This window comes from Ruegeria sp. BB10 (assembly GCF_056535725.1).
This window is the reverse complement of the sequence record NZ_JBQFIW010000001.1, coordinates 661,597-675,686: the sequence shown is the minus strand read 5'-3', so window position 1 is coordinate 675,686 and position 14,090 is coordinate 661,597. Positions and strand designations below refer to the sequence as shown.

The following is a 14,090-nucleotide window of genomic DNA, read 5'->3' as shown; positions in this document are numbered from 1 at the left end:
TAAGTTGGCGTGACCAACCTGAACGGAGTATTTCATGACCGAAGATGTTTATTGGCTGCTGAAACTTGACCTGCAAGCAGATCAGGATGACCTATTCGATGCGCTAATGGCTGAAATGGTGGATGCAACACTGAATGAAAGCGGTGCGAAGTCCTATGAATGGCACCGCAGCGGATCGGCAGTTCACATATTTGAACGATACGCCAGTTCTGATGATGCGATGATCCACATGCAAAACTTCGGGGCAAATTTCGCAGATCGTTTTCTGGCAATTCTGACACCAACTCAGCTGGACGTTTACGGCCCCGCTAAAGAAGACCTGCACGCGGCGCTTACGCCGGTTGGAGCGGTCTTTCACAAACAAGTCAGCGGCTTTGACCGATAGACACGAACGACACAGGAGATTCGACAGATGCGCCTGATCTTAATGCTGCTGATCCCCCTATTCCTCACCAGTGTCGCCTTGGCTCAAGAAAGTGCGGATGTCCCGACTGAATCCGAACGCAGCACCACTGGCGGCGCCACGACACTGGAAGACATTCTGGCCCGTCAGCGCGGTGAAAAGGTCGACAATCGTTATCGCTCGGACAACACCGGTCAAGGCAATGCCGAAGGTCTGCTGGGCCAGTTGGGAACACGCGGCGTTGCCTCAGACAGTGATGTCTATCGCGCGATCCGATACGGCTCGGCCGATACAACAGTTTCATCCAAGGGGCCTGCGGCTGGCGTTCTAATCCAGGACGGTGGCATGTGGTGGCTGAACTTCCGCACAGGCCCCTTGCGCGAATACGGAACGTATATCCTGGGCGGAATGGCGGCCATCATCGTGTTGTTTTTTCTGATCCGCGGAAAAATCCGCATCGACGGGGAAAAAACCGGCCGCACCGTAACCCGCTTTAACAGCTTTGAGCGGTTCGGGCACTGGCTGTTCGCCGGGTCTTTCCTTGTACTTGGCCTGACCGGCCTGCTGACCCTTTATGGCCGTGATTTCCTGATCCCGCTTTTCGGGAAAGAAGGGTTTGCCACCATCGCGCAAGGCTGCAAATGGTTACACAACAATCTCGCATGGGCATTTATGCTGGGTCTGGTCATCGTCACCGTGAACTGGATCGCCCACAACATCCCCAACCGGGTGGACTTGAAGTGGCTGGCCGCCGGTGGGGGCCTTTTCACCAAGGGTAGCCATCCGCCTGCCAGGAAGTTTAACGCAGGACAAAAGGTCATCTTCTGGGCCTGTATCCTGCTGGGCGTTTCGATCAGCCTGTCCGGGCTGTCGCTGCTGTTCCCGTTCGAACTGCCGATGTTCGCCAAGACCTTCTCGGTCGCCAATTCCACCGGTATTCCACAGATGTTTGGCCTGAATTTGCCAACCCAGATGTCCCCACAGGAGGAGATGCAATACGCGCAGGTTTGGCACGTGATGATCGCCTATGTGTTCATCGCCATCATTATCGCCCACATCTATCTGGGTTCGGTCGGCATGGAAGGTGCCTTTGACGCAATGGGTACCGGCGAAGTCGAAGAGCAATGGGCACGCGAGCATCACTCGCTGTGGTTGGAAGAGGTACAAGAAAAAGAGGCCGGTAAGGCAGCGGCCTCACCCGCAGAATAGATGCGTGGGCTGGTCCTGGCCCTGGCGCTGGTCCCCCTGCCTGCCATGGCCGAGTTTTTCACGCTCAAGGGTCACGGCGGACCGATCATGGGGATCGCCACTGCGCCAGACGGACGGATCGCCACCGCCAGTTTCGACAACTCGGTTGGCTTGTGGTCGAACCGCAGGCCCGAATGGCTGGAAGGGCACGAGGCAGCCGTAAACTCGGTCGCGTTCAACGGGCGCGCGATCTATTCAGCAGGCGATGATTTCACCCTGCGCCGCTGGCCGGGCGGAGAGGTTGTTGGCCAGCACAAAGGCAAGATCGTGGGGGTCGCGGCCTCGAAAACGCATGTCGCCACTGCCAGTTGGGACGGCACCATTGGACTTTGGCCCGAAGATGGATCAGCCGCGCAAACGCTTACGGCGGGCAGCGGTGTGAACGCCGTCACTTTTTCACCAGATGGAGCAACCCTGTACTCGGCTGGCATAGATGGAACTCTGCGGGTGTGGGATGTAGCCAGTGGACAGGAAATCCAGCGACTGGTCGAACACGGGTTCGGGATCAATGAATTGGTTCTGAACGTCGCCGACAACTGGATTGCCTATGGTGCAGTCGACGGTGTGACCCGCATTTTGGACCTGACCACCGGCGAAGAACGCGACTTTACCCTGGATCGCCGTCCTATTCTGGCGCTGGCACTCAGCCCGGATCGTAGCCTTTTGGCCGTGGGTGATGGTGAGGGCTACATCATGGTGATCGACACAGTCGAATGGCACATCGCGCAGGACTTCCGCGCCACTCTTCGCGGGCCGGTTTGGGCGCTGGCCTTTTCTACGGACGGCCAGAACATCCATGCGGGCGGCATGGATGAGGCGATGTATAGCTGGCCGGTTTCATCCCTCGGCGATCGCGCACAGATGGCAGCCACCGAGCCCAGCTTCTTGAAGAACCCCGAAGAAATGAGCAACGGGGAACGGCAATTTTCCCGCAAATGTTCGATCTGCCACAGCCTAACGCCCGACGGGCAAAGGCGTGCCGGGCCGACTTTGTATGGAGTCTTCGGACGCAAGGCCGGTACGCTGGCGGGATATTTCTACTCGGATACGCTGCAAGACTCTGATATCGTTTGGAATGACGAAACGATAAATGCCCTTTTCGACGAGGGGCCAGACCACTACATACCGGGATCGAAGATGCCGATGCAGCGGATCACTCAGGCCCAGGATCGCGATGACCTGATTGCCTATTTGCGCCGCGCAACGGCACCGGAGAATAAGACCGGAGGAGACCAATGAAAGCCTTTCTTGCCGCTGTGGCCGTAATGGTCGTAATCACCGTCGCAGCGCCCTATGCACTGCAACAGGTCGGCTTCAGCGCCGCCGATGCGGGAACCGGTTCGGCTGTGCGCCTCGACTGAATGTCCGAATATCTAACCACCAAAGAGCTGGCCGACCTGCTGCGCATTGGCGAGCGTAAGGCCTATGATCTGGCCTCATCCGGCGCGGTCCCCTGCGTGCGCGCCATGGGCAAGCTGCTGTTTCCTCGGGCCGAGGTCATCGCCTGGCTGAACGCATCCCGGTCCGGCCCGAAAGTGGCAGAACCCGCCCTGCCCCTGATCATTGCTGGCAGCCATGATCCGCTGCTTGATTGGGCTTTGCGCGAAAGCGGCTCGGGTCTGGCCACGTATTACGACGGTTCCTTCGACGGGCTGATCCGCCTGAAGGACCGCAGTGCGCAGGCTGCGGCGCTGCATATTCATGAGGATCAGGGGTTCAATACGCAATCTCTGCGTGCCAATCTGGGTGAAGCCCCGGTGGTTTTGTATGAAGTCGCGCAGCGGCAACGCGGATTGCTATTGGCACCGGGCGTCACTGGCATCACTGGCTTTGCGGATCTGAAGGGACGGCGGGTGATCCTGCGGCAGGACAGCGCCGCCAGCCAACGGCTGTTCGACGCACAGCTAGAAGCCCACGGTCTGACACGCGACGATCTGGACGCCCTACCCGCCTGCGCCCGGACCGAAGAAGAACTGGCCATTGCCCTGCATGACAGCAAGGCCGAAGCCGGGTTTGGGTTGGGTGCCCTGGCCAGCCTATACAATCTGGGCTTCGCGCCCACCCATACTGAACGGTTGGACCTGGCCATCTGGCGCCGCGCTTATTTTGATGACCCGATGCTGAAACTTCTCAGCTTTTTTCAGTCTGAACGTTTCACCAACCGTGCTGCCGAATTCGGTGGTTATGACTTGTCCGAGTTGGGCACGATCCACCACAACGGCGCAAGCGGCTGACCCCAATCACTCGGCGTTGGGAAAGAACAACTGCTCACCATCCAGCTTGTAAGACGCAATGGCCGCCTGCCCGTCGGGGCCGATCAGCCAGTCAATGAACCGTTGACCCGCTGCGGCCCGGACCTGCGGATGCTTATCCGGGTTCACAAGAATGATACCGTATTGATTGAATAGACGCGGGTCACCCTCGACCAGAACCTCTAGATCCCCCCTGTTGCCAAAGGATTGCCACGTGGCGCGATCCGTCAGCACATAGGCCCCCATCCCGCTGGCCACGTTCAAAGTCGCCCCCATGCCCGAGCCGGTCTCGCGGTACCACGTCCCTGATGCGGCGGTCGGATCGGCACCCGCCCAATCCCAAAGGCGCATCTCGGCCTTGTGCGTTCCGCTGTCATCTCCGCGCGAGGCAAAGGGAGCTTCGGCTTCGGACACCGCAACCAGCGCCTCAACGATATCCATGCCACCCCGCACCTTGGCCGGATCGGATTTTGGCCCGACCAGAACAAAATCGTTGTACATCACGTCAAACCGCTCGACCCCCCAACCGTCGTCAACGAATTGTTCCTCGGCTGGTCTGGAATGCACCAGCAACACGTCCCCATCCCCGTTGATGGCATTGCGGATCGCCTGACCGGTGCCCACGGCAACAACACGTACGTCAATACCCGTCTCGGCCTCGAACCCCGGCAGGATGTAATCCAGCAAACCCGAATTCTGAGTGGACGTCGTCGATTGCACCACGATAAAGGGTTCCTCGGCGTTGGCGGACGCAGCGGTCAAACCAACGGCGAAAAGAGCTGCTCGAAAAAAAGTACGGATCATTTAGATCTCCGTTATTGTTTAAGTGACTAGCCCGCCAGCCAGATATCGGTGTGCGGCGTCGCTTTTGGGGGCATTTAGTACCTGTTTGGCCGCCCCATGTTCAACCACGTGACCGCCCTGCATCATCACGATATCGGCGGCTAACCGCCGGGCCTGCCCGATGTCATGCGTCACCATAACGATGCGGACACCCCGGGTTGAGGCGCGCAGGATCATCCTTTCGATCATCTGCGTGGCATTGGGATCAAGCGCGCTGGTGGGTTCATCCAGAAACAACGTCTCTGGGTCCAGCGCGAGGGCGCGTAGAATGGCCAGCCGCTGCGCTTCTCCCCCTGACAGGGACCGGGCGGATTGGCGGGCTTTGCCATCCAGGCCGCCTTCGGTCAGCAATTCCTCGATCCGGGACTTGCGCGTGCTGCGCGGCATCCCCTGGCGTTTCAGCACAAAATCCAGGTTGGAAGCAACGGTCCGGCGCAACAGCACGGGCTGCTGAAACACCATCGCCTGCCGCGCCTTGTGATCAGCATTCAGCTCGACACCATCCTGCCGGACCTGCCCGCGATCCGGCACAATTAGCCCATGCAGACAGCGCAGCAGCAGGCTTTTGCCCGATCCATTCGGCCCAAGGATCAAGGTTGGCCCCGGACCATCAAGGATAAGCTGCGGCACATCCAACAAGGCCTTGCCTTTACGGGTGATCCGCATCCCATCAACCGACAAACAACTGGCCAATTGCAAAGTCAAATCACGCATGGCGCAACCCCTCCTGCTCGGCTCGCAGGCTGAGCGTGCTGACCATGGCATTCACCGCCACCGCGATACCGATCAGGATCGCCCCCAGTGCCAACGCCAGCGCCAGATTGCCCTTTGAGGTCTCCAAAGCAATGGTCGTCGTCATAACACGCGTGACGTGATTGATGTTGCCGCCAACGATGATCACCGCGCCGACCTCGGCAATGGCCCGACCAAATCCAGCCAGCAGTGCGGTCACCAGCGCCAATCGCGCATCCCACAACAGCACCGGAACCGATGCCAGCCGGGACACCCCCAGTGAGCGGAGCTGTTCCGAATACTCCTCGGCCAGCAATTCGACCACTTGCCGGGTCAACGCTGCGATGATGGGGGTAACTAGAACAACCTGCGCAATGATCATCGCGGTCGGCGTATACAGCAACTCAAGCACACCCAACGGACCCGAGCGTGACAACATCAGATAGACCAACAGCCCGACAACGACCGGTGGGAACCCCATCAAAGCATTCATCAGCACGATCAGAATTCGACGTCCCGGAAACCGAGCGACCGCCAAAGCCGCACCAACGGGCATGCCAATCAACGCAGAAATCAGCACGGCAAAGATGGAAACTTTCAGGGACAGCAACACAATCGCCCACAACTCTGCATCCCCGTTTAGGATCAGAGTCATTGCCGAGTTGAATTCTGATGCAAAACCCTGCATTTCCTACCACATAACGAGCATTTCGTACAAAATGCGCCTAATTTCATAAAGATACTAGACCATTTACTCACCAAGTACAGACACGATTCCGACATCCCCAAACAAAAACGCGGCCCCGGTTGGGGCCGCGCGTGTTCAGGCAATTGAACTGGGATCAGTTCAGCGCCGCATCTGTGATCTGATGTGTCCAGGCCCCATCGGGCTGCTTGGTGATCACTGGGTCAGACCCACCTGCCAGCAAGGTACCCACGGTACGTTCAAAATCGGCCGGATCCAACGCGCCATTCGAACCCGCGGTCAGTTTGGCGATCTCGCCCATCATGCGCTTCTGATGCTCTTCGGTCTGGGCACCGGTCGCGTCATTCTCAAGCACGATGTCGGCTGCCTCATCAGGGTGTTCTTCAGCGTATTTCCAGCCTTTCATCGAAGCACGAACAAAACGCTCCATTTTTTCAACAAAGGCCGCGTCACCCAAATTTTCCTCAAGCACATACAAACCGTCCTCCAGCGTCGCCACGCCCTGGTCTTCGTACTTAAAAGTGACCAGCTCATCCGGGCTGACGCCAGCGTCGATGACCTGCCAGTATTCATTATAGGTCATGGTGCTGATGCAATCGGCCTGACGCTGCAGCAAAGGATCAACGTTAAAGCCCTGTTTCAGAACCTCGACGCCGTTTTCACTTTTGCCACCGGTGTCGATACCCAACTGGCTCATCCAGCTCATGAACGGGAATTCATTACCAAAAAACCAAACACCCAGCGTGCGGTTCTTTAGGTCCTCGGGCGAGGAAATCCCGGCATCTTTCCAGCAGGTCAACATCATGCCTGAGCTTTTGAACGGTTGCGCGATATTCACTAGGGGCAGACCCTTTTCGCGCGCGGCCAGTGCGGCGGGCATCCATTCGACGGTCACATCCGCACCACCGCCCGCAATGACCTGAGTCGGTGCGATATCCGGGCCGCCGGGCAAAATGGTGACGTCCAGTCCCTCTTCCTCGTAGAACCCTTTGTCTTTGGCCACATAATAACCCGCGAACTGCGCCTGAGTGACCCACTTGAGTTGCAAAGTCACCTCATCTGCGGCCAGCGCTGCGCTGGCAGTCAGGCTAAAGGCAGCAATCACCCCGCTGAGTAGCTTGTTCATCTTCATATCTCCTAGTTGTTGTTGGCGCCCCATTTTCGGGGTCTGTTAATTTCCATTTATCCGCGTTGCGATGGGTGCCAGAATGTCACCCCCTTTTCGATCATGGCGACCAGCCCATAAAACGCCGTCCCGGCCAAAGCAGCCACGACAATCTCGGCCCAGACCATATCCAGTGACAGTTGCCCGACACTGGTCGATATCCGAAAGCCCATGCCCAGAGTTGGAGAGCCAAAGAACTCGGCCACGATAGCGCCGATCAGCGCCAGAGTGGTAGAAATCTTTAGCCCGTTGAAAACAAACGGCATCGCTGCGGGCAAGCGAAGTTTCAGAAAGCTCTGCCAATAAGTCGCGGCATAGGTCTCCATCAGGTCGCGCTGCATGACGGTGGCTTCTCGTAGACCGGCAACGGTGTTCACCAGCATGGGAAAGAACACCATCACCACGACCACCGCCGCCTTGGAATGCCAGTCGAACCCGAACCACATCACCAGAATGGGGGCCGTCCCGACAATAGGCAGGGCCGCCACAAAGTTCCCGACCGGCAACAATCCGAGGCGCAGGAAATCCCAGCGATCCACGGCAATCGCCATCAGGAAGGCCGATCCGCAACCGATGATGTAACCGCTCAGCGCGCCTTTGATGATGGTTTGCACGAAATCCGCCCACAGGATTGGAAGGCTGTCAGCAAAGCGCACAGCGATCACTGACGGTGCAGGCAAAATGACCAACGGCACATCAAGTCCACGCACCAGCAGTTCCCAAATTGCAATCACGGTCAGTCCAAAGATCAGCGGCGCCAGAAACCGCACCGTCTTTGTATCGGCATAAGGTCCACTGGCCAGGCGGCTGTTCAACCACCAGCCAAACAGCCAGACGCCAATTGCACCGAGAACAGATATCATTGCGCCATCCCCATCCGTTTCAGGACCGCCCGCTCGATCAGACCCAACAGCCCGACCAGACAGGCCGCCAGGATGGCCGCCGCAAACAACGCCGACCAGATTTGCACGGTCTGACCGTAATAGCTGCCAGCCAGCAGTCGCGCACCCAAACCAGCCACGGCCCCTGTCGGCAGCTCTCCGACGATAGCCCCGACCAGTGAGGCCGCGATTCCGATTTTCAGCGAAGTAAACAGATACGGCATCGACGCTGGTAACCGCAGCTTCCAGAACCCCTGAGACCGACTGGCATTATACGTGCGCAACAGGTCCAATTGCATCGCATCGGGGCTGCGCAGCCCCTTCACCATACCGACCACGACGGGGAAAAAGCTAAGGTAGGCCGAGATAATCGCCTTGGGGATGATCCCCTGAATACCTATCGAATACAGCACCACGATGATCATCGGGGCCAGCGCGATGATTGGAATGGTTTGGCTTACAATGGCCCAGGGCATGACCGACAGGTCCATCACTCGGCTGTGTACAATTCCCACTGCCAGCAGAATGCCCAACCCGGTGCCAATCGCAAAACCTAGAATAGTGGCGCTGAGTGTCACCCAGGAATGATAAATCAATGATCTTTTCGAGGTGATTTTCTTCTCGACCGTGGTGTCCCACAGCTCTTCGGCCACCTGATGCGGTGCGGGCAAACGCGGTCGGTCCTGTTCCCATGTCTCATCAATGGCATAGGGGTTGTCGATGACCAACTCGAACTCGCTCATGTCGCGGCGGTCAACAGCTTTGGGCGGATCGACTTGTTCCCCGGCTCGTTCGAATTCAGTCAGAACACCTTTGATGTTCATCGGCACGCTGGCGGCATACCAGAACAGGATAATGACGCCTACAACGGTCAAGACGGCCCAGACAGCTTTGATCCCTGCACTAGTCATCCGTATGCCCCGCCCGCAGCCCCTCGCGCACACGATGGGCGACTTCGATGAATTCCGGCGTGTCGCGGATATCCAGCGGCCGTTCCTTTGGCAGAGGGCTGTCGATCACATCAGTGATCCGCCCCGGTCGCGGGCTCATCACCACGATCTTTGTGCTGAGATACACCGCCTCAGGGATCGAGTGCGTCACGAAACCGATGGTCTTTTCAGTGCGCGCCCAAAGTGCCAGAAGCTGTTCGTTCAGGTGATCGCGCACGATCTCATCCAGCGCGCCAAAGGGCTCATCCATCAAAAGGATATCGGCGTCAAAAGCCAGCGCCCGCGCAATGCTGGCGCGTTGCTGCATACCGCCAGAAAGCTGCCAGGGGAATTTCCCGCCAAATCCCTCTAGATCAACAAGTTCCAGAACTTTTTTAACCCTCTCTTCCTGCTCGCTGGCGGAATAACCCATGATTTCCAAGGGTAGTTTAATGTTCTTGGCAATGGTCCGCCAAGGATATAGCCCCGCCGCCTGAAACACATAGCCATAGGCCCGGTTCCGCCGCGCCTCATCCGGGGTCATTCCATTGACGGTTAACGTTCCCCCTGTCGGTGTTTCCAGCGCCGCGATACAGCGCAGAAAGGTGGTTTTCCCGCAGCCCGAGGGGCCTATGAAGCTGACGAAATCGCCTTTGTCGACTGTCAGGTTCACATCCTTGAGCGCATGGATTGGCCCGTCGTTTGTTTGGAAGGTAAGGTCCAACTGCCTTGCCTCGATTACGGGCTGGGTAGTGCTTTCAGTATTCATTCCATTGCCTTGAAAAGGTTTGGCTTTAGGGTGCCTTGGTGACAATCCCTGCGCAATCAGACACCCGTCGCCGGAATGCCCGTCCGCTCAACCGGGCGCGGCGCAGTCAGCTCTTTCCACGTACTCAGCGCCTTGTTCACGTGACCATTGGGCTCGCGCGCTACAAACTCTCCATGCCCTTCCTGCGTGCGGATTTCACCGTCATGCACGGCCACCTGTCCACGGGTCAGCGTAAAGCGCGGCAGACCTTTGACCTCTTTACCCTCGAACACGTTGTAATCGATCGAGGATTGCTGGGTATCAGCGCTGATCGTTTTGGATTTCTCAGGGTCCCATACAACGATATCGGCATCCGCCCCCACAAGGATCGCACCCTTTTTAGGATAGCAATTCAATATTTTGGCGATGTTTGTTGAAGTCACGGCCACAAACTCATTCATCGTCAAACGCCCCGTATTCACACCATGGGTCCACAGCATCGGCATCCGATCCTCCAGCCCCCCGGTCCCATTCGGTATCTTGGTAAAGTCACCGACGCCAAAACGCTTTTGGTCGGTGGTAAAGGCGCAATGGTCAGTGGCCACAACGCTCAATGTCCCGGAATGCAACCCGTTCCACAGACTGTCCTGATGCTGTTTGTTCCGGAACGGGGGGCTCATGACGCGCCGCGCCGCGTGGTCCCAATCCTGATGGAAATATTCGCTTTCATCCAACGTCAGATGCTGGATCAGGGGTTCTCCCCACACTCGCTTTCCATTCATCTTGGCCCGGCGAATGGCTTCATGCGCCTCTTCACAGGATGTATGCACCACGTAAAGCGGCACGCCCGCCATATCGGCAATCATAATGGCCCGGTTGGTTGCCTCGCCTTCAACCTGTGGCGGTCGCGAATACGCATGCGCTTCGGGGCCTGTATTTCCTTCGGCCAGCAGCTTGGCGCTTAACTCAGCCACGACATCGCCGTTTTCAGCATGCACCATCGCGATGCCACCCAACTCAGCCAATCGCTTGAACGAGGCGAACAGCTCATCGTCATTCACCATCAGTGCGCCCTTGTAGGCCATGAAGTGCTTGAACGTATTGATGCCGCGCGTCTCGATCACCGTTTTGATGTCGTCAAACACCTGTTCACCCCACCAGGTCACCGCCATATGGAAGGAGTAATCGCAGTTTGCACGGGTCGACTTGTTATCCCAGCGCTTCAAGGCATCAAGCAGACCCTCACCGGGGTTTGGCAGCGCGAAATCGACCACCATCGTGGTGCCCCCGGCCAGCGCCGCTCGCGTCCCGCTTTCGAAATCATCGCTGGAATAGGTTCCCATGAACGGCATCTCAAGATGCGTGTGCGGGTCAATCCCACCGGGCATCACGTAACACCCCGTCGCATCAAGCACTTTGTCGCCCTTAAGATCCATTCCGATCTCGGTGATCACACCGCCTTCGACCAGCACATCCGCCTTATAGGAAAGATCGGCGGTCACGACGGTTCCGTTTTTGATAACAGTGCTCATTTTAATCTCCCTGACGCGGTCTGCGCCGCTTGCTTCATCTGGCCAAAATACCTCGGGTGAGTCGCTTTTCGGGCGACAGGGGCAGCGTCCCTTACTCCACAATCTCTGCGGTTTCGACGACTGCATGAAACAGAACATCCGCCCCGGCGGCCGCCCAGTCTTTACTGATCTCTTCGGCCTCGTTGTGGCTCAGCCCATCAACGCACGGGCACATTACCATCGCGGTTGGTGCCACTCGATTGATCCAGCACGCATCATGTCCTGCACCCGAGATGATGTCGGTGTGCGAATACCCCAACCTCTCAGCCGCATCGCGAACCGCCTTTACGCACCCCTCGTCGAACGTCACAGGGTCAAAGCCGCCAACTTTCTCGAATTCGATCTGCAGGCCCATCTCTTCGACGATATCTTCGGCGGCAACACGCAGGCGGTTAACCATGTCGGTGATCACGTCCAATTCGGGTGAGCGGAAATCGACCGTGAAAACAGCCTTGCCGGGGATCACGTTGCGAGAGTTCGGATAGACATCGATATGCCCTGCTGCACCGACCGCATGGGGCGCATGCGACCAGGCGATTTCATCCACTTTCTCAAGGATGCGTGCCATCGCAAGGCCAGCATTCTTGCGCATTGGCATCGGGGTCGACCCAGTATGGGAGTCCTTGCCCGTCACGGTGATTTGCGTCCAGCTTAGGCCCTGCCCATGTGTGACAACGCCAATATCCTTACCCTCGGCCTCAAGGATCGGTCCTTGTTCGATATGCAGCTCAAAGAAAGCGTGCATCTTGCGTGCGCCGACCTCTTCGTCGCCCCGCCAGCCGATGCGATTCAGTTCATCACCAAACTTTTTGCCCTCGGCATCCTCGCGGTCATAGGCCCAATCCTGCGTGTGCATTCCAGCAAAAACGCCCGAAGACAACATAGCCGGCGCGTAACGTGTGCCCTCTTCGTTGGTCCAGTTGGTCGCCACGATGGGATGTTTGGTTTTGATGTCCAGATCATTCAGCGTCCGTATGATCTCTAACCCGCCCAGCACGCCCAGCACGCCGTCATATTTCCCGCCGGTCGGCTGCGTATCCAGATGTGAACCTACATAAACCGGCAGAGCCTCGGGGTCAGTCCCCTCTCGGCGAGCAAACATATTGCCCATTTGATCCAGGCCCATTGTACAGCCCGCGTCCTTGCACCATTTCTGGAACAAGGCGCGCCCTTCAGCATCCTCATCCGTCAGGGTCTGGCGGTTGTTGCCCCCTGCAACACCGGGGCCAATCTTTGCCATCTCCATCAGGCTATCCCAAAGTCTGTCGCCATTGATCCTGAGGTTTTGCGCCGGAGCTGCCATTGGTGTCTTCCCTGTTGCTTGCGATTTGGCTCGCTTTTGGTGTCTTGATTTGACCATCTGGTCAAACTCACGCTATCACGGGTTCGAGATCAGTCAAGAAATTGCATGGTGCCGCCGGAATTTTCGGCATAATTGGCCCCGCATGGCAAAAAAAGAGACACGCTGGAAACATGCCCAAGGATCGCGCCCCGACCCGAATACAGAGAAAGAACCGCGCTGCGATTCTTGAGGCCGCGCTGAACGTGTTTTCCGCCCACGGATTTCGCGGCGCAACTGTTGATCAGATTGCTGCCGAAGCTGGGCTAAGCAAGCCGAATTTACTGTATTATTTCCCGTCGAAAGAGGCGATCCATACTGCCCTGCTTTCGGGGCTGTTGGACACATGGTTGGCCCCCTTACACGAGTTGGATGCCGACGGAGACCCGATGGAGGAAATCCTGTCCTACATCCGCCGCAAATTGCAGATGAGCCGAGAGTTGCCGCGTGAAAGCCGCCTGTTCGCGAACGAGCTTGTTCAGGGCGCGCCGCGCATTCACGAGGCTTTGTCGAATGACCTTAAGGCGCTGGTGGACGATAAAACCACGATCCTGATGCAATGGATGGATGAGGGCAAAATTGCGCGCCTGCATCCCTATCACCTGATCTTTTCAATCTGGGCTCTGACGCAGCACTACGCCGATTTCGATGTGCAGGTCCGTGCCATTCTGGGCAACGAGGATCCGTTCGCAGGTGCTGAACCGTTTATTGATACGCTTTATCGCAAACTTCTGACACCCTAGAAAAACAGTCTCACAGAACCCTTGGCAGACCATTCCATCTTGCCATGATATACTGGGTCAATTGAGGTGACTTTCATGCGGCAGCAACACCGAAAGGAAGGTGATTGCATGATCATTCGCATATTTCAGGTCGTTACACGCCCCGGCAAAGAAGAAGAGTTCGGGAAGTTCTTTCACGAGACGGCGATCCCGCTCATGAAGGGAACGAAAGGGATAGTTCAGGTCATACCCGGGGCGCCGCGTGCCGATACGCCCAGAGAGTTTAGTTTTGTTATGGTTTGGGAAGACCTTGTGTCTCTGAAGGCTTTTGTAGGGGACGATATTTCCAGCCCTCATATTGATCCTATGGAAGCTGAACTGGTCGAGTCGCGCTCAATCAGACATTATGAGCTTGTCGACAGTTAGCTTACGGCGATTTTCAATCTAGTTCGCGATTCCCAATTGACAGCTTTGGCTTAAAGAGCGGGCGCGTTTCAGAGGGGCTTCGGTCGTTTTTGAATCCGGATAGTCTATCGAGAGCGAACATTGAC

Annotated in this window: 16 protein-coding genes; 7 read left to right on the top strand and 9 right to left on the bottom strand. The window is 57.2% G+C overall.

Annotated features, from left to right (window positions below; genetic code table 11):
* Window positions 1-34: 34 nt before the first annotated feature.
* From ACR3EP_RS03455 to ACR3EP_RS03435, 5 genes are read left to right on the top strand one after another with little or no spacing between them, the layout of a single operon-like run.
* The gene (locus ACR3EP_RS03455) at window positions 35-385 is read left to right on the top strand and encodes a putative quinol monooxygenase (protein WP_366551014.1); all 351 of its coding nucleotides are present in this window, start codon (window positions 35-37) and stop codon (window positions 383-385) included.
* A 27-nt stretch (window positions 386-412) separates the two neighbouring features.
* The gene (locus ACR3EP_RS03450; RefSeq protein ID WP_480636345.1) at window positions 413-1,612 is read left to right on the top strand and encodes a formate dehydrogenase subunit gamma; all 1,200 of its coding nucleotides are present in this window, start codon (window positions 413-415) and stop codon (window positions 1,610-1,612) included.
* Complete coding sequence (locus ACR3EP_RS03445; RefSeq protein ID WP_480636344.1) at window positions 1,613-2,890, top strand: c-type cytochrome; 1,278 nt, start codon at window positions 1,613-1,615, stop codon at window positions 2,888-2,890.
* Window positions 2,887-3,012, top strand: a complete 126-nt coding sequence (locus ACR3EP_RS03440; protein WP_264187089.1) for a hypothetical protein — start codon at window positions 2,887-2,889, stop codon at window positions 3,010-3,012. The genes ACR3EP_RS03445 and ACR3EP_RS03440 overlap by 4 nt, the downstream gene beginning before the upstream one ends.
* A complete protein-coding gene (locus tag ACR3EP_RS03435; protein WP_480636343.1) occupies window positions 3,013-3,885 on the top strand; it encodes a substrate-binding domain-containing protein in 873 nt (290 codons plus the stop codon). It begins immediately after the preceding gene.
* 6 nt (window positions 3,886-3,891) lie between these two features.
* On the opposite strand, the gene ACR3EP_RS03430 is transcribed toward ACR3EP_RS03435, so the two are convergent.
* The 9 genes from ACR3EP_RS03430 to ACR3EP_RS03390 all read right to left on the bottom strand — a co-directional run bounded on the left by ACR3EP_RS03430 (window position 3,892) and on the right by ACR3EP_RS03390 (window position 12,781).
* Window positions 3,892-4,707, bottom strand: coding sequence for an ABC transporter substrate-binding protein (locus ACR3EP_RS03430; protein ID WP_170374910.1), 816 nt, complete (start codon window positions 4,705-4,707; stop codon window positions 3,892-3,894).
* A gap of 18 nt (window positions 4,708-4,725) precedes the next feature.
* Window positions 4,726-5,460 carry an ATP-binding cassette domain-containing protein gene (locus tag ACR3EP_RS03425; RefSeq protein ID WP_480636341.1) on the bottom strand — a complete coding sequence of 245 codons (735 nt, stop codon included), beginning with the start codon at window positions 5,458-5,460 and terminating at the stop codon, window positions 4,726-4,728.
* The gene (locus tag ACR3EP_RS03420; protein WP_170358007.1) at window positions 5,453-6,166 is read right to left on the bottom strand and encodes an ABC transporter permease; all 714 of its coding nucleotides are present in this window, start codon (window positions 6,164-6,166) and stop codon (window positions 5,453-5,455) included. Before ACR3EP_RS03420 ends, ACR3EP_RS03425 begins: the two co-directional genes overlap by 8 nt.
* A gap of 154 nt (window positions 6,167-6,320) precedes the next feature.
* Entirely contained in the window at window positions 6,321-7,310 is a 990-nt protein-coding gene (locus ACR3EP_RS03415) for an ABC transporter substrate-binding protein (protein WP_170409475.1), read from the bottom strand.
* A gap of 56 nt (window positions 7,311-7,366) precedes the next feature.
* Window positions 7,367-8,212: an ABC transporter permease gene (locus tag ACR3EP_RS03410; protein ID WP_480636339.1), complete on the bottom strand. Its 846-nt coding sequence runs from the start codon at window positions 8,210-8,212 to the stop codon at window positions 7,367-7,369.
* Window positions 8,209-9,126: an ABC transporter permease gene (locus ACR3EP_RS03405; protein WP_170349379.1), complete on the bottom strand. Its 918-nt coding sequence runs from the start codon at window positions 9,124-9,126 to the stop codon at window positions 8,209-8,211. Before ACR3EP_RS03405 ends, ACR3EP_RS03410 begins: the two co-directional genes overlap by 4 nt.
* 7 nt (window positions 9,127-9,133) lie before the next feature.
* Entirely contained in the window at window positions 9,134-9,928 is a 795-nt protein-coding gene (locus ACR3EP_RS03400) for an ABC transporter ATP-binding protein (protein ID WP_170348400.1), read from the bottom strand.
* A 56-nt stretch (window positions 9,929-9,984) separates the two neighbouring features.
* Entirely contained in the window at window positions 9,985-11,439 is a 1,455-nt protein-coding gene (gene hydA, locus ACR3EP_RS03395; protein ID WP_170505015.1) for a dihydropyrimidinase, read from the bottom strand.
* A gap of 91 nt (window positions 11,440-11,530) precedes the next feature.
* Entirely contained in the window at window positions 11,531-12,781 is a 1,251-nt protein-coding gene (locus ACR3EP_RS03390; RefSeq protein ID WP_170374898.1) for a Zn-dependent hydrolase, read from the bottom strand.
* A gap of 170 nt (window positions 12,782-12,951) precedes the next feature.
* Between ACR3EP_RS03390 and ACR3EP_RS03385 the strand changes: the two genes are divergently transcribed.
* Both ACR3EP_RS03385 and ACR3EP_RS03380 read left to right on the top strand, forming a co-directional pair.
* On the top strand, window positions 12,952-13,560 hold the full coding sequence (locus ACR3EP_RS03385; protein ID WP_480636337.1) for a TetR family transcriptional regulator C-terminal domain-containing protein: 609 nt from the start codon (window positions 12,952-12,954) through the stop codon (window positions 13,558-13,560).
* A 108-nt stretch (window positions 13,561-13,668) separates the two neighbouring features.
* Window positions 13,669-13,965, top strand: coding sequence for a putative quinol monooxygenase (locus ACR3EP_RS03380; RefSeq protein WP_480636335.1), 297 nt, complete (start codon window positions 13,669-13,671; stop codon window positions 13,963-13,965).
* The last annotated feature ends 125 nt before the right edge of the window (window positions 13,966-14,090 follow it).